Genomic DNA, 16,994 nt, shown 5'->3' on the forward strand with positions numbered 1-16,994 from the left:
GGTTTATTTGTCACGCACCTACGGAGCGTGACGGACTGAAAGTCACATAAAAAAAAGATCACTGAGACGTTCAGTGATCTAAGCTGCTAAAACTTTTCTACCTTTACGGCGTCTGCTTGCTAATACTCTACGGCCATTTTTTGTACTCATACGTTTACGGAAACCGTGAACTTTTTGACGTTTACGTTTGTTTGGTTGATATGTTCTTTTCATAACTTCTTGCACCTCCTAGTTCTGTGTCATGTCTAACTATCCTAGACAGTCTACATCATTATAATGATATTCTCTAACAAAGTCAATACTTTGTTTCTTGCATCACTGTACTGGAGTATCATACCATATTTTATTCAAAATACCTAGTAATTTATTCATCTTTCAATAGTTATCCACAATTATTTTTTGCTAACTTTTAAAATTTGAAACTTTTTCCTCATAGTTTCCACAATTTTTAAACAAATTCAAAGCCTGTTTACAAAGTTTTATCCACAATCTGTGGATAGTGTGGATATGTCCATAAAACCTTTATTTTTATTGAACTTTTATTGTCAACAATTCTTGTGAATAACTAAAATTTCTTTTATTTTTTTATTATTTATCCACAATTTGTGGAAAAGTTATTCTAAATCCACTAAAAATTGTTAAAATTTGATTTCCTGTGGAAAACTTTTTCAAAAAATGCTACACTTACTATTAGATTTTATATTATTTATCCACAAGGAGGTGTTTTTATGGAGCTATTAGATGAATTTTGGAAAATTTTATTAGCTCATTTCGAAAAAACAAATTCAGATTTTACGATTAAACACTGGATTATGCCTGCGAAATTATTAAAAATTGACCAAAATTATCTATATATTCAAGTTCCTTCTCAAACGTATGCTAATTTTTGGGAAGATAATTTATTAACGGACGTCATGGAACGTGGTTATGATTTTTTTAGAAAGTCTTTTGAACCAAAATTTATGATTTCAGATGAACAAGATTTTTCAGCAAAACCAGCCATTATGGAATCTACTCCACAAATTCATACAATTGAAGAAACAAAAGAAGTTACTCAAAATATTTATTTAGAAGATGATTCTCTATTAAATCCTAAATATACATTTGATTCATTCATTATTGGTAAAGGAAATCAAATGGCACATGCTGCTGCTTTAGTTGTTTGCGAAAGACCAGGGCAATTATATAATCCTCTCTTTTTCTATGGGGGTGTTGGACTAGGAAAAACTCACTTAATGCAAGCAATTGGAAATCAATATAAATTATTAAATCCAAATGCACGAGTTAAATATGTTACAAGTGAAGCTTTTACAAATGAAATGATTACTTCATTAAGAACAAACACGCAACAAGAATTCAGAGATTATTATCGTAATGTTGATTTATTATTAGTAGATGATATTCAATTTTTTGCTGAAAAAGAGGCTACTCAAGAAGAGTTTTTCCATACATTTAATGCATTGTTTAATAATCAAAAACAAATTGTATTAACAAGTGATCGACAACCTACAGAAATTAAAGCTTTACAAGAACGTTTAGTTTCTCGTTTTGTTTCTGGACTTCCAGTTGATATTACTCCACCCGATCTAGAAACAAGAATTGCGATTTTATCAAAAAAAGCAGAAACGGTTGGTATTGATATTTCTGTAGATACATTGAGTTATATTGCTGGACAAATTCAATCCAATGTCCGTGAATTAGAAGGGGCTCTTGTTAGAGTTCAAGCTTATTCTGTAACTCATGGAGAAGATATTACAACGAATTTAGCAGCAGAAGCTTTACAAAACTTTTTACCTGGAAGTAAGGAAAAAATTGTATCCGTTCAAGATATTCAAGAAGCTGTTGCTCGTTATTACCATATTTCTCTAGAGGATTTAAAAGGTAAAAAACGAACTAAATCCATTGTAGAACCTCGTCAAATTGCCATGTATTTAGCTAGAGAATTAACAAATAGCTCTCTTCCAAAATTAGGAACAGAATTTGGCAAAGACCACTCTACTGTATTACATGCCTATGATAAAATTAATGAAGAATATAAACTTCAAGGCGATGTTACAAAAGCCGTTAATGATTTGAAGAAAAAACTTGGATTTTAAGATGTGGATAACTATTCTAGTTATAAAAAAGTTATGCACAAGTTTTATCCACAAGTAAAAATAGTGTAAATAAAAGAAATAAGATAGTTTTCCACAAAATTAACAGGCCCTACTACTATTACTATATTTATTATAAATAAAATTAAATTTAAAATACACACATACAACTAGGAGGCATAAAATGAAATTTTCAATTAATCGTCAAGCATTTTTAAAAAATTTAGCAGACGTTCAACGTGCTATTCCTTCTAAAACAACGATTCCAATTTTAACAGGAATTAAATTAGTTGTTTCTCAAGAAGGAATTACTTTAACAGGTAGTGATTCTGAAGTTTCTATTGAAATTTTTCTTCCAGTAGAACATGAAGAATTACAATTATCTATTTTGGAGACAGGTTCAATTGTATTACCTGCTCGATTCTTTGGTGAAATTGTTAAAAAATTACCTCAAAATACATTTACTTTAGAAACAAATGACCAATTACAAGCAACGATTACTGCAGGAAGTGCTGCATTTACATTAAATGGTTTATCGGCTCATGATTATCCACAACTTCCAGAAGTTGAAAAAGACCATGTATTAACATTACCTGTTCCTTTATTTAGACAAGTAATTTTACAAACTTCTATTGCTGTTTCTACTGCTGAATCTCGCCCTATTTTAACAGGAATTCATATGGTTATTGCGAATAATCAATTAAAAGCTGTCGCAACAGACTCTCACCGTTTGAGTCAAAGAATTATTCCTTTAGAAATGCCTGAAACAAGTAATGCGTTAACATTTGAAATTACTTTACCAGGTAAAACATTAATTGAATTATCACGAATTATTGATGGATTAGAAACAATTGATTTTGCGATTACTGAAAATCAAGTTCTTTTCCAAACAGAAACTCTTTCATTCTATTCTCGTTTATTAGAAGGTCGTTATCCAGATACAGATCGATTAATTAATAATCAATTTAATACAGCGATTACGGTTGTTGCTAGTGATTTAGTAGCTGCTGTAGATCGTGCATCATTAATGTCTCATACAGATAAAAATAATATTGCGACATTATCGATTACTGAAAATCGTATTTTATTAACAGGAAATTCACCAGAAATTGGAAAAGTTGAAGAAGAAATTACGGTAGAAAATTATGAAGGTGCTTCATTGGACGTTTCATTCAATCCTGATTATTTAAAAGATGCGCTTCGTTTATTTGGTTCTTCAGAAGCAACGATTCAATTTTTAGAAGCGAATCGTCCATTTACATTGACATTAAAAGATAATCATTCAGATATTCCATATAGCTTTATTCAATTAGTGACACCAGTTCGTACATTTAATGGATAAAGATAAAAAAATAGTCCATGATGATTTTGGTCATCATGGATTTTTTTTGCTTATTTTTAAAATTTTAAAAAAATCATAGTAAATTTCATTTTTTCCTTTTAAAAAGGTTTTTTATTTATTTGATAAAAAAATGCAAAAATAGGCGGAATTTTTCAAAATCTTTGAGAATTCTCATAAAAAAAGGTATAATAAAGTAGTATGTGTATACCCAAATGAAAGAAAAGAGGAAAATCATGACAAAGATTGTAACAATTACAGAAGAATTTATTACATTAGGACAATTTTTAAAACATATTGATGTCATTACAACAGGTGGACAAGCAAAATGGTATTTGCAAGAAACAGTTGTATTTGTCGATGGTGAAATTGAAAATCGTCGTGGTAGAAAACTTTATGATAAAACACGTGTAGAAATTCCTGAAGAAGGCATTTTTGTTGTGAAAAGAGAATCTGAGGAAGTTGTGGATGAGATTAGTTGAATTACAACTGAATCATTTTAGAAATTATGAAGAACTTTTTCTTGAATTTGGGAAAGGAGTTCATATTTTCATTGGTGAAAATGCTCAAGGAAAAACGAATTTAATGGAATCTATCTATACTTTGGCAATGACAAAAAGCCATCGTACCAATCAAGATCGTGAATTGATTATGTGGAATGAAGATACTGCTACCATTAAAGGAAAAGTAGAAAAGAAAATTAGCAATATTCCCTTAGAAATTCGTTTTTCAAATAAAGGAAAAATAGGACGAGTCAATCATTTAGAACAAAAGAAGCTCAGTTCCTATTTAGGACAATTAAATGTCATTTTATTTGCACCTGAAAATTTAGAATTAGTAAAAGGTGCTCCTGCAAATCGCCGAAAATTCATGGATATGGAACTCGGTCAAATGAATCCTATTTATTTACATGAATTAGTAGAATATCAACGCCTTATAAAACAAAGAAATCATTATTTAAAACAATTAGCGATAAAAAAATCATCGGTTGATCTTTATTTAGAAGTTTTAACAGAACAAGTTATTGAAAAGGCAAGTGCAATTTTAAACCATCGTTTAGAATTTATGGAACAATTGGAAGCTTTAGCGAAACCAATTCATGAACAAATTTCATTAGGAAGAGAAGAGTTTTCATTGAAATATCAAACATCTCTTTCGATTGAAAAAGGAATGTCTCAAGATGAAGTAAAAGAATTGTATCAAAAACAATTTGAAGCTGTACAAAAAAGAGAATTGGAACAAGCGAGTACTTTAGTCGGTCCGCATCGAGATGATTTGATTTTTTATTTAAATGATAAGCCTGTTCAAAATTTTGGTTCTCAAGGGCAGCAACGTTCAACTGTATTAAGTTTAAAATTAGCAGAAATAGAATTAATGAACATCGCTACTGGAGAATATCCAATTTTATTATTAGATGATGTGTTATCTGAATTAGATGATGATCGACAAACGCATTTGATTAAAGCAATTGAAAATAAAGTACAAACATTCATAACAACGACTAGTTTAGATGGAATTCGTAAGCAATTTATTAATGAACCGATTGTATATCCGATTCATCAAGGTCAAGTTCAATGAAAAATGGAGTGTGAGAATAGAAAATGACAGAAGAAAATAAAGAAGTTCTTGCTGCACAATATGATGCCAGTCAGATTCAAGTATTAGAAGGATTAGAAGCCGTACGTAAACGTCCAGGGATGTATATTGGTTCAACAAGTAGTGCTGGTTTACATCATTTAGTATGGGAAATTGTTGATAACTCAATCGATGAGGCGTTAGCTGGATTTGCAACTCATATCGAAATTGAGATTACACCTGAAAACCATATTCGTGTTACGGATGATGGACGTGGAATTCCAGTTGATATTCAAGAAAAAACAGGACGTCCTGCGGTTGAAACAGTATTTACAGTACTTCATGCTGGTGGTAAATTCGGCGGCGGAGGTTACAAAGTTTCCGGTGGTCTTCACGGGGTAGGTGCTTCTGTTGTAAATGCACTTTCTACAGATTTAACCGTCCAAGTTTTTAAAGATGGAAATATTTATGAACAGTCTTATAAACGTGGTGCTGTTTTAGAAGATTTAAAAATAATTGGAAAAACTGATAAACATGGAACGAGTGTTTATTTTGTACCAGACCCAGAAATTTTCCAAGAAACAACCGTATATGACTTTGAAAAATTAGCGAATCGTGTACGTGAACTAGCTTTTTTAAATAAAGGATTAAAACTAACGATTACTGATTTACGAGTAGAAGAGCCTGTAGTAAAAACTTTTTATTATGAAGGCGGAATTAAAAGTTATGTTGAACATTTAAATAAGTCGAAGCAAGTATTATTTGAAGAACCGATTTATGTTGAAGGGGAACAAGATGGCATTCAAGTCGAAGTAGCTATGCAGTATACTTCAGGATACCATACAAATTTATTAAGTTTTACAAACAATATCCACACTTATGAAGGTGGAACACACGAATCTGGAATGAAAACTGCTCTTACTCGTGTCATTAATGATTACGCTCGTCGTCAAAAATTAATGAAAGAAAACGAAGAAAAATTAAGTGGGGAAGATGTACGTGAAGGATTAACCGCAGTTGTATCGATTAAACATCCTGATCCACAATTTGAAGGACAAACGAAAACAAAATTAGGAAATTCTGAAGCAAGAACGATTACTGATCGATTATTTGCGACTCATTTTGATAAATTCTTAATGGAAAATCCACAAGTTGCCCGTAAAATTGTTGAAAAAGGGATTTTAGCTTCTAAAGCTCGATTAGCTGCGAAAAGAGCACGTGAAGTAACTCGTAAAAAATCTGGCTTAGAAATTTCTAATTTACCAGGGAAATTAGCGGACTGTTCAAGTAATGATCCAAGTGTTTCAGAAATCTTTATCGTCGAAGGAGATTCTGCGGGAGGTTCTGCAAAACAAGGACGTTCTCGTCACTTCCAAGCGATTTTACCAATTCGAGGAAAAATTTTAAACGTTGAAAAAGCATCATTAGATAAAATTTTAGCCAATGATGAAATCCGTTCTCTATTTACTGCAATGGGAACAGGATTTGGTGGAGATTTTGATTTATCGAAAGCTCGTTATCATAAATTAGTGATTATGACCGATGCGGATGTCGATGGAGCGCATATTCGAACATTATTAATTACATTATTCTATCGTTATATGCGTCCAGTAGTGGAAGCAGGATATGTTTATATTGCGCAACCACCTCTTTATAAATTAAAACAAGGAAAACAAGAGTTTTATATTCAAAATGATGAGGAATTAGAAGCAAAATTAAAAGAACTTCCAGCTAGTCCAAAACCACAAATTTCTCGATATAAAGGTTTAGGAGAAATGGATGCGGAACAATTATGGGAAACAACGATGAATCCTCAAAATCGTTCGATGTTACAAGTAACAGTTGAAGATGCTGCTGAAGCTGATCAAGTGTTAGATATGTTAATGGGCGATAAAGTAGAACCACGTCGAGAATTTATTGAAGCAAATGCGAAATTTATTGACGTGAATGATTTAGATATTTAATGATTGAAGAAGAGGAGAGACAAAATGTCTGAGGAAAAAGATTTAGAATTTTTCGAAGAAAAATTCGAACCAACGGATTTAGCCAAAACAATGCGTAAATCATTTTTGGAATATTCCATGAGTGTTATTGTATCTCGTGCGCTTCCGGATGTTCGTGATGGGTTAAAACCTGTTCACCGTCGTATTTTATATGGAATGCATGAATTAGGAGTAACGCCAGATAAGCCCCATAAAAAATCCGCTCGTATTGTTGGGGATGTAATGGGTAAATACCATCCACACGGAGACTCTGCCATTTATGATGCAATGGTTCGTATGGCACAAGATTTCTCATATCGTTATCCATTAATTGATGGTCACGGAAACTTTGGTTCTGTCGACGGAGATAGTCCAGCGGCAATGCGTTATACCGAAGCAAGAATGAGTAAAATTGCTTTAGAAATGCTACGAGATATTAATAAAGATACGATTAATTATCGTGATAACTATGATTCAACAGAACGTGAGCCAGAAGTTTTACCATCTCGTATTCCAAACCTTTTAGTCAATGGAGCAACAGGGATTGCGGTAGGAATGGCAACGAATATTCCTCCACATCATTTAGGAGAAGTAATTTCTGCATTACATTTATTAATGAAAAATCCTGATGTCACAACAGCTGAATTGATGGAAGTATTACCAGGACCTGATTTTCCAACAGGTGGAATTGTATTAGGCAAATCTGGAATTCGTCGAGCTTATGAAACAGGTCGTGGATCTATTACGGTTCGTGGTCGTGTACAAATCGAAGAATTAAAAAATGGAAAAGAACGTATTATTATTACAGAATTACCATATATGGTGAATAAAGCTCGTTTAGTAGAACGTATTTCTCAATTGCATCATGAAAAGAAAATTGAAGGAATTACGTACTTAAATGACGAATCTGACCGTAAAGGAATGCGTGTTGTGATTGAAGTGAGAAGAGATGTTTCTGCTTCAGTTGTTTTAAATAATTTATACAAATTAACGCCATTACAATCGAACTTTGGATTTAATATGTTAGCGATTGTTGGGCAAGAACCAAAAATTTTAAGCTTAAAAGAAATTTTACGACACTATTTAAATCATCAAGAAGAAGTGATTCGTCGTCGTAGTATTTTTGAAAAGAAAAAAGCAGAAGATCGTGCTCATATTTTAGAAGGATTACAAGTAGCTTTAGACCATATTGATGCCATTGTAGCAATTCTTCGTAGTTCTGCTAGTGGTGATATTGCTAAAGAACGCTTCATGAATGAATATGGATTAAGTGATAAACAAGCTCAAGCTATCTTAGATATGAGAATGGTTCGCTTAACAGGATTAGAACGTGAGAAAATCGATGCAGAATATGCAGATTTACAAGCACTAATCAAAGAATTAAATGAAATCTTAGCAAGCGAAGAAAGACGTTATGAAATTATCGAACAAGAATTATTAGAAATTCAACAAAAATTTGATAATCCTCGTCGTACTGAATTATTAGTCGGCGAAGCTTTAAGTTTAGAAGATGAAGACTTAATCGAAGAAGAAGATGTAGTCATTACTTTAACGAAGAATGGCTATATTAAACGATTAGCAAATTCTGAATTTAAAACACAACGTCGTGGTGGTCGTGGTGTTCAAGGAATGAGCGTGCATGATGATGACTTTGTAGAAAATATGATTTCATGTTCAACACATGATTCATTATTATTCTTCACGAATACAGGTAAAGTATATCAAGCCAAAGGATATGAAATTCCTGAATACAGCCGTACTGCTAAAGGATTACCAGTCATTAACTTATTGAATATTGACTCAACTGAGAAAATTCAAGCGATTATTAGTGTACCAGAATCAGATGAAACAGAAAGATTCTTATTCTTTACAACTTTACGTGGAACTGTTAAACGTGTGAAATTATCAGACTTCAAAAATATTCGTACAAATGGATTACGTGCAATTCAATTACGAGAAGATGATCAATTAATTCGTGTAGTCGTAACAAGTGGTCAAGATGGTATCATTCTTGGAACTTATCACGGAAATGCTGTAACATTCCATGAAGAAAAAGTTCGTGCAATGGGTCGTACAGCAGCAGGGGTTCGAGGTGTATCTCTACGTGATGATGACTATGTGATTGGAATGGATATTTTAACACCTGAACGTGAAGTATTAGTCGTTAGTGAAAAAGGATATGGTAAACGTACTGCTGCCAGCGAATATGCCTTAAAAGGTCGTGGTGGTAAAGGAGTTAAAACTCTTCGTATTACTGAGAAAAATGGTCCTCTTGTATGCTTAAGAACTGTAACGGGTGAGGAAGATTTAATGATTATGACGAATAAAGGAGTAATCATTCGATTCCACGCTTCAGATGTTTCTCAAACAGGTCGTGGTGCTCTTGGAGTTCGTATGATGCGTTTAGATCAAGATGCTATTGTAAGTTCATTAGCCATTGTTGATCGTGAAGAGGAAGCAGAAGAAACAGTCACTTCACCTGAAGAAACCGTTGTTTCTGAAAAAGTAACTGAAAACTTACAAAACTTCGCACAAGAATTAGTAGACGAACAAGAATAAAACATTAAAATTAGACTTTTCTAGATTAGCAAAGGTGTTAGATATCTTTTCATGCTATGAGGAAAAGTCTTTTTTCTAATTATGATTAAAATACAAAATATCAAGCAATTCTTTAGAAAAATCAGACTTTAGTCACTAGTAAAGCGCTATTTTTAGGTGTATAATCAGCGTAATTACAGGATGGGAGGAAGTTTATCATGATTGAATTTAAACAAGCAACAAAAAAATATGGAGATAAGGTAGCTTTAAACAACTTAAACTTAACAATTGAAAGTGGAGAAATTGTTGGATTAATTGGACATAATGGTGCCGGAAAATCTACAACCATTAAATCATTAGTGAGTATTTTACCACTTACAAGTGGAACGATTGAAGTAGATGGTGTTCCTTTATCACAAGATCCATTAACGATTAAGAGAAAAATTGGATATGTAGCAGATTCTCCAGATTTATTTTTACGTTTAACAGCTAATGAATTTTGGGAATTAATTGCAGTTTCTTATCAATTAACAATGAATCAAATAGAAGAAAGATTAACGTATTTATTAGAGTTATTTGACTTTACTCCTTATCGTTATGATGTGATTGAATCATTTTCTCATGGGATGAGACAAAAAGTATTCGTCATTGGTGCTTTGTTATCTGATCCAGATATTTGGATTTTAGATGAACCATTAACCGGTTTAGATCCACAAGCTGCCTATGATTTGAAAAAAATGATGCGTGAACATGCCGAAAAAGGAAAAACAGTATTATTTTCTACCCATATATTAGAAGTAGCAGAACAATTATGTGATCGTATTGCCATTTTGAAAAAAGGTGAATTATTATTTTACGGTACAATTGAAGAGTTAAAAGAACATAATCCTCAAGAGTCTCTTGAAAGTATTTATTTATCTTTAGCGGGACGTAAGGAAGGAGAGACTGTCGATGAATCTGCAAGCTGTTAGAAAATTAGTGAAGTTGAATTTATTATATGCAGTTGCTCCTGCTCAATTAGCTGCTTACCGACAAAAGCAAGAAAAAAATCCACTAAAAAAAATCGATATTCCTAAAAAAATCCTTCGTTCTCAGCTTATGATTGGATTAATTTATATTGCTTTTTTTGGACTGCTTAATTCATTTGTGAATCCTATTGGAGAAAATCCAGTCCTATTTGCGAATATGATTAGTATTTTTAGTGCTTTTACATTTTCTCAAAGTTTTATTGCTTTTTATAATGTATTTTATGAAAGTAAAGATTTAACTTCTTATCGACCTTATGCTTTTAGAGAAGTAGAAATTATTCTTGGAAAAGCTATTTCTGTTATGATGGTAGCTTTAATGGGATTAGGACCTATAATTGCATATTTTATCGTTTTACCGATTCAATATGGAAAAGATTTTTGGTATACCATTCCTTTAATGATCATTAACTGCTTCATTTTATTAGTCTTTTTAGGAGTATTTATTTTTACACTAGTACATTATTTGACAAGTTTGTCATTTTTTAAAAAGCATAAAAATATTATTTCAAATATTTTATTAGGGTTTGTTTCTGTTTTTTCAGGCTTACTTTATATTTTAATTTCTAATCATAATACTGTTTCAATATTAACGAAACAAGAGAGAGCTTTTATTCCTCCTTTTGAAGCTTTTTATGCGATGATTCTTCATCCATTATCACTTGACGGAATGATTGGCTATATTGGTTGGATTGGAATTACAATTCTCTTATTAGTGAATATTTATTATAAAATATTGCCAACCTTTTATGAAAAAGCGATGGAAGTTAGTTCGATTCAACAATATTCTAAAAGAGTTCGTAGCTTTTCATTGGATAATTTTTCAAAATTAGTGAGAAAATACCATATCCAATTAATGAAAGAAGGGTCAATTATTGTTCAAGGAATCATTGCACCAAGCATTTTACCGTTTTTGATGTTATTACCAATGATTTTTAGTGTGACGAGAGAAGGAGTTAATCTTACAGAATTTTTTACCTTCCGATTTTTACTTTCTTATTTATTATTTGCATTACTATTTGCAGTAACGAATTCAATTGGAAATAACTTAACTAGTATTGGTTTTTCTTTAGAAAGAGATAATTTTGAATATTTAAAAGTATTACCAATCGATATGAAAAAATATGCTCGTGAAAAATTTAAAGTATTATTTTTAGCGCAATCTTCTGTACCGATTTTATTATTAAGTATTGTATTATTAGTACTACGCATGCCAGTTTTATTAGTATTAACAATAATAGTTACTTGGTTTTCAATTAGTTTTGGGTTATCAGCTTGGGGCTTTGAAAGAGACTATCGCCTACGTGTTCCTAATTGGAGTAATATTGTCGAATTACAAAGTAGAGGAAATAAATTTTTATTAGGATTTTTAATGTTTATTTTATTTATCATTTTAATCCTTTGTATAGTGGCATCTTTCCCAATTATTCACTTCCTTCCAGAAACAATTGGGTATATCATAGGAGCTGCAGCTTTTGTCATCCTTAATGGACTAGGAATATTCTTTGGTGAATATTATTTAAGAAAATTGAAAAAAGCTTTATAATTTTTGACTCCATAGTGATAGCTATGGAGTTTTTGTAGTTTATTATATAGTTTTAAACTATAACAATAGATAATAATTAGATAATTGACTAGAACAGTTTCTCCTGTTATTCTAAGTTCAGTTAAAGAAACGCACTATGAAAAGGTGAGTAGAGAAGGAAACTTGTTTAGAGAGTCTCGGTAGGTGAAAAGAGATCAAGATTGAATTTTTGAAGATGGCCTTGGAGTGTTAGATATTGAATGATTAAATATCTACGGGTAGCCCGATATAGCAAGAGTATAAAGATACTTAAAGAGGGAATTATTGCGAAATAATTCTAAACCAAGGTGGTAACGCGAATTTTCGTCCTTGCAGTGAAAAACTGTAAGGATTTTTTATTTTAGGAGGAATATATTATGACAAAACAACAAGCACCATTTAGAGTAGACCACGTAGGAAGTTTCTTACGTCCAAAAGAATTAGTAGAAGCAAGAGAAAAATTTGCAAACGGTGAAATTACACGTGAAGAATTAACAGCAGTGGAAGATAAAACGATTCAAGAAATTGTGAAAAAACAAATTGCTGCTGGATTACAAGGGGTAACAGATGGAGAATTCCGTCGTGCTTACTGGCATTTAGACTTCTTTTGGGGTTTTAACGGAGTAGAACATGTAGTGGGGGAACGTGGCTATTTATTTCATGGAATTGAAACAAAAGCTGATACTGCAGTACTTAAAGCACCGATTAATGGGAAAAATCATCCATTTGTTAAACATTTTGAATTTTTAAGAGATTTAGTAAAAGAAGAAGATGTCATTGTTAAATTTACAATTCCTTCACCTTCACAATTTTATTTTGAATTAATTCGTACACCAGAGCATGTTGCTGCTTGGGAAGCTGTTTATTCAACAACAGATGAATTATTCGAGGCTATTATTAAAGCTTATTCTGAAGTGATTCAAGATTTATATGATGCAGGGCTTAGAACATTACAATTGGACGACTGTACATGGGGAGCTTTAGTAGACGATGGATTTGCAAAACGTTTCCGTGAAGATCGTCCATTAGAAGAAGTACGAAGAGAATTTGCTGCTCGTGCGTTACGTTTAAACAATGGTGTTATTGCAAATGCTCCTAAAGATTTAGTGATTAACACTCACGTTTGTCGTGGTAATTTCCATTCTACTTGGATTTCTCAAGGAGGATACAATAAAGTAGAAGATGAGTTACTAGGTGGGGAAAATGTAAATGCTTATTATTTAGAATTTGATACAGACCGTGCCGGTGACTTCAAGCCTCTTGCAAAAGTGTCTGACGGTAAGAAAGTAGTTCTTGGACTACTAACTTCAAAATTTGCAGACTTAGAAGACAAAGATGAAGTCATTGCTCGAATTAAAGAAGCTAGTCAATATGTTCCATTAGAAAATCTATACTTAAGTACACAATGTGGATTTGCTTCAACAGAAGAAGGGAATATCCTTACTGAAGAAGATCAATGGAAGAAAATTGCATTAATTAGTGAAATTGCACAAGAAGTTTGGGGAAAATAAATTTAGTATTATAAAACAAACAAAGGGCTATGGGGAGATTCATGTTAATCCATAGCCTTCCATTTTTTTAGAAAGGAAGTGTCATAATGACAATATTTCAACAACAACTAACACAAGCGTTTCAAACGTTAAAACAAGCAAAATGGGTAAATTTAAGTCATCAAATTGATGCTAATAGCCCTCATTTTCCTGCTTTGCCAGCATTGAAACAAAAAGATTTATTTACATTAAAAGATGGGTTTCATGTACAACAATTATCAGTAGTTACCCAATACGGAACACATATTGATCCACCTTGCCATTTTGTGGAAGGAGGACGATTCCTTGATGAATTAGAGTTAAAAGATTTACTGTTACCATTATACGTGATTGATTGTTCAAAAAAAGTAGCTGAAAATCCAAATTACGAATTAACAAAAGAAGATGTAGTAGCATTTGAAGAAGAATATGGTAAGATTGAATCAGGTGCGTTTGTTGCCTTCCGTAGTGACTGGTCACATCGTTGGCCAAGTCAAGATGCTATTCGCAATCTTGATGAAAATGGCGTTCAACAAACACCAGGTTGGAGTAAAGAAGCGCTAGAATTTTTAATTCATGAACGTCATGTAAAAGCAGTAGGACATGAAACATTAGATACAGATTCAGGTATTCATGCAGCGGCACATGGGTTAACAAATGAGTATTATTTACTAAGCCAAAACATTTATCAAGTAGAAGTATTAGCAAATCTTGATCAACTTCCTGCAGTAGGTGCGGTCATTTCAGTATCTTATCCAAACTGGAAACGTACACCAGGATCACCTGTGCGTGCAATTGCTTATTTACCAGAAGCTGAATAAAAGAAAAGAGGAATAAATATGTTAAATCATGAAAATTGTAATTGTTGTCAAAAAGCGCCTTTCCGCTTAGATCACGTAGGAAGTTTTTTACGTCCAGAACGATTAAAAGAAGCTCGTGCAAAATTTAGTGCTGGAGAAATTACTGCTGAAGAATTAGAACGTGTAGAAAACGAAGAAATCATTGCCTTAGTTAAAAAAGAAAAAGAAGTTGGACTTCAATCCATTACAGATGGAGAATTTCGTCGTGCTTTCTGGCACTTAGACTTTTTAGAAAACTTGGATGGAGTGGAACTAGTAGAAGTAGAACATTTCTCTGTTCAATTTAAAGATAAAGATGTAAAACCAAAAACTTTACGCATTGTTGGCAAAATTGATTTTTCAGAAAGCCATCCATTCGTAAAACATTTCAAATTTTTAAAAGAACATGCAGGAGATACACCGGTGAAATTAACAATTCCATCTCCAAGTATGTTGCATTTAATTACTCAAGTACGTGAGAAAAACTATGTCCCAATTGATCGTTATAAAGATAATGAAGCATTATTCTATGATGATGTTGTGGCAGCATATCGTAAAGCTCTACAATACTTCTATGACTTAGGATGCCGTAATATTCAATTAGATGATACAAGTTGGGGAGAGTTCTGTGCTTTAGATAAACGTGAAGCATATGAAGAACGTGGATTTGATTTAGAACAAATTGCTCGTGATTATGTAGACGTGTTAAACCGTGTAATTGAATGGAAACCAGAAGATTTAGTAGTAAATATGCATATTTGCCGTGGGAACTTCCGTTCAACATGGTTCTCTAGTGGTGGTTATGAACCAGTTGCTAAAACATTATTCGGACATTGCCGTGTAGATGGATTCTTCCTAGAATATGATAGTGACCGTGCCGGAGACTTTACTCCATTACGCTATATTAAAGACCAAAAAGTAGTACTTGGTTTAATTACCTCTAAATCTGGTGACTTAGAAGATAAAGATGAGGTTATTGCTCGTATTAAAGAAGCAAGCCAATATGTTCCTCTTGAACAATTATGTCTAAGTCCTCAATGTGGATTCTCTTCAACTGAAGAAGGAAATATTTTATCGATTGAAGCTCAATGGGAAAAATTAAAATTAATTGACGAAATTGTTCGTGAAGTTTGGAAATAGTCTCTTAACAGTATGTGGATTTTCTGCATACTGTTTTTTATATAAAAATTAATGCAAAATCGTTGTCAGAATGCAATTTCTCTGCTATAATGATGGAACGTGAGTATTAGTTTTAATACTCTCCTTGCTTGTTCAAAAGAATAAGCCAAAAGTCCATAAGGAGGTGACAGTCAATGAGTCAAACATCAAATTACGAGATTTTATACATCATCCGTCCAAACATCGATGAAGCTGCTAAAGCTGAATTGGTTGCAAGATTTGATGCTGTATTAACAGACAATGGCGCTGTTGTTGTTGAATCTAAAGACTGGGCGAAACGTCGTTTTGCATACGAAATTAAAGATTTCCACGAAGGTATCTATCATTTAGTGAACATCACTGCTGAAGATGCAAAAGCAATTGACGAATTCGACCGTTTAGCTAAAATCAGCAATGACATCTTACGTCATATGGTTGTTAAAGTAGAAGCATTTGCTTAATAATAAGTAAAACAAATCTTGAAAGGAGCAGATACTATGATCAATAATGTTGTGTTAGTAGGTCGTTTAACTCGACCAGTAGACTTAAAATATACTCCTAATGGAGTAGCAGTTGGAACTTTTTCAATTGCATGTGACCGCCGTTATACAAATCAACAAGGAACTCGAGAAACAGACTTTATTAACTGTAGAGTTTGGAGAAAATCAGCTGAGAATTTAGCGAAGTTTACTCGTAAAGGTTCATTAATTGGAGTTGAAGGGCATATTGAAACTAGAAGTTATGAAAACCAACAAGGACAAAAAGTTTATGTAACTGAAGTAGTAGTTGACAACTTTTCATTCTTAGAGTCAAAAAATGTTACTGAACAACGTCCAGCAAATGATTCTTATAATGGTTATTCACAACAAAATCAGTATCAATCACAAGGTGGTTATAACTCACCAAGTGCTCCTACATCATCATTTGGAAATGTTCCAGCAGACCCATTCTTAGCTAATGGTGAAGCAATTAATATTTCTGACGATGATTTACCATTCTAATCAAAAGGAGGATACCGTAATGGCTCAACAACGTAGAGGTGGCGGCGCTCGTCGTCGTAAAAAAGTTTGCTACTTTACTGCAAACCACATTAAATATATCGATTACAAAGATGTAGAATTATTAAAACGCTACATTTCTGAAAAAGGTAAAATCTTGCCACGTCGTGTAACAGGTACTTGTGCTAAATATCAACGTCTTTTAACTGTTGCTATTAAACGTGCTCGTATTATGGGATTATTACCATTTACAACAGTAGACTAATAAAGATAAAGGACTGGTTTTCCAGTCCTTTTTTCTATCAAAATGTTTCACGTGAAACATTAGAAGTTCTTCTCTGATGTTGGAGTAAA

The 16,994-nt window shown here is 32.6% G+C and carries 15 protein-coding genes and 1 other annotated feature; of the genes, 14 read left to right on the forward strand and 1 reads right to left on the reverse strand.

The window, feature by feature from the left end; genetic code table 11:
- Positions 1 to 78 precede the first annotated feature (78 nt).
- Positions 79 to 213 carry a 50S ribosomal protein L34 gene (rpmH, locus tag RWL86_RS05595; protein WP_006703104.1) on the reverse strand — a complete coding sequence of 45 codons (135 nt, stop codon included), beginning with the start codon at positions 211 to 213 and terminating at the stop codon, positions 79 to 81.
- A 515-nt stretch (positions 214 to 728) separates the two neighbouring features.
- Here rpmH and dnaA point away from each other — a divergent pair.
- The 14 genes from dnaA to rpsR all read left to right on the forward strand — a co-directional run bounded on the left by dnaA (position 729) and on the right by rpsR (position 16,905).
- On the forward strand, positions 729 to 2,096 hold the full coding sequence (gene dnaA / locus RWL86_RS05600; RefSeq protein WP_314077733.1) for a chromosomal replication initiator protein DnaA: 1,368 nt from the start codon (positions 729 to 731) through the stop codon (positions 2,094 to 2,096).
- Positions 2,097 to 2,277: 181 nt separating this feature from the next.
- A complete protein-coding gene (gene dnaN, locus RWL86_RS05605) occupies positions 2,278 to 3,435 on the forward strand; it encodes a DNA polymerase III subunit beta (protein ID WP_314077736.1) in 1,158 nt (385 codons plus the stop codon).
- 233 nt (positions 3,436 to 3,668) lie between these two features.
- Positions 3,669 to 3,914, forward strand: coding sequence for a S4 domain-containing protein YaaA (gene yaaA / locus RWL86_RS05610; RefSeq protein WP_314077739.1), 246 nt, complete (start codon positions 3,669 to 3,671; stop codon positions 3,912 to 3,914).
- Positions 3,901 to 5,010 (forward strand): DNA replication/repair protein RecF, encoded by a 1,110-nt coding sequence (gene recF, locus RWL86_RS05615; RefSeq protein WP_314077742.1) that lies wholly within the window; start codon positions 3,901 to 3,903, stop codon positions 5,008 to 5,010. Before yaaA ends, recF begins: the two co-directional genes overlap by 14 nt.
- Before the next feature lie 23 nt (positions 5,011 to 5,033).
- Positions 5,034 to 6,971, forward strand: coding sequence for a DNA topoisomerase (ATP-hydrolyzing) subunit B (gyrB, locus tag RWL86_RS05620; protein WP_314077744.1), 1,938 nt, complete (start codon positions 5,034 to 5,036; stop codon positions 6,969 to 6,971).
- A gap of 24 nt (positions 6,972 to 6,995) precedes the next feature.
- Positions 6,996 to 9,548, forward strand: coding sequence for a DNA gyrase subunit A (gyrA, locus tag RWL86_RS05625; RefSeq protein ID WP_314077747.1), 2,553 nt, complete (start codon positions 6,996 to 6,998; stop codon positions 9,546 to 9,548).
- Between the two features lie 197 nt (positions 9,549 to 9,745).
- On the forward strand, positions 9,746 to 10,498 hold the full coding sequence (locus RWL86_RS05630; protein ID WP_314077748.1) for an ABC transporter ATP-binding protein: 753 nt from the start codon (positions 9,746 to 9,748) through the stop codon (positions 10,496 to 10,498).
- Positions 10,479 to 12,098 (forward strand): hypothetical protein, encoded by a 1,620-nt coding sequence (locus RWL86_RS05635; protein ID WP_314077750.1) that lies wholly within the window; start codon positions 10,479 to 10,481, stop codon positions 12,096 to 12,098. Before RWL86_RS05630 ends, RWL86_RS05635 begins: the two co-directional genes overlap by 20 nt.
- A gap of 127 nt (positions 12,099 to 12,225) precedes the next feature.
- Positions 12,226 to 12,451, forward strand: a binding site (T-box leader).
- Positions 12,452 to 12,493: 42 nt separating this feature from the next.
- Positions 12,494 to 13,627: a 5-methyltetrahydropteroyltriglutamate--homocysteine S-methyltransferase gene (locus RWL86_RS05640; protein ID WP_314077753.1), complete on the forward strand. Its 1,134-nt coding sequence runs from the start codon at positions 12,494 to 12,496 to the stop codon at positions 13,625 to 13,627.
- A gap of 86 nt (positions 13,628 to 13,713) precedes the next feature.
- On the forward strand, positions 13,714 to 14,466 hold the full coding sequence (locus RWL86_RS05645; RefSeq protein WP_314077755.1) for a cyclase family protein: 753 nt from the start codon (positions 13,714 to 13,716) through the stop codon (positions 14,464 to 14,466).
- Between the two features lie 18 nt (positions 14,467 to 14,484).
- Complete coding sequence (locus RWL86_RS05650) at positions 14,485 to 15,624, forward strand: 5-methyltetrahydropteroyltriglutamate--homocysteine S-methyltransferase (protein ID WP_314077758.1); 1,140 nt, start codon at positions 14,485 to 14,487, stop codon at positions 15,622 to 15,624.
- Between the two features lie 173 nt (positions 15,625 to 15,797).
- Positions 15,798 to 16,103, forward strand: coding sequence for a 30S ribosomal protein S6 (rpsF, locus tag RWL86_RS05655; RefSeq protein WP_314077761.1), 306 nt, complete (start codon positions 15,798 to 15,800; stop codon positions 16,101 to 16,103).
- A gap of 36 nt (positions 16,104 to 16,139) precedes the next feature.
- Complete coding sequence (ssb, locus tag RWL86_RS05660; RefSeq protein WP_314077763.1) at positions 16,140 to 16,643, forward strand: single-stranded DNA-binding protein; 504 nt, start codon at positions 16,140 to 16,142, stop codon at positions 16,641 to 16,643.
- Between the two features lie 19 nt (positions 16,644 to 16,662).
- On the forward strand, positions 16,663 to 16,905 hold the full coding sequence (gene rpsR / locus RWL86_RS05665; protein WP_227932033.1) for a 30S ribosomal protein S18: 243 nt from the start codon (positions 16,663 to 16,665) through the stop codon (positions 16,903 to 16,905).
- The last annotated feature ends 89 nt before the right edge of the window (positions 16,906 to 16,994 follow it).

Origin of the sequence: uncultured Granulicatella sp. (assembly GCF_963515095.1) — a bacterium.
In the GTDB taxonomy this organism is placed as follows: Bacteria; Bacillota; Bacilli; order Lactobacillales; family Aerococcaceae; genus Granulicatella.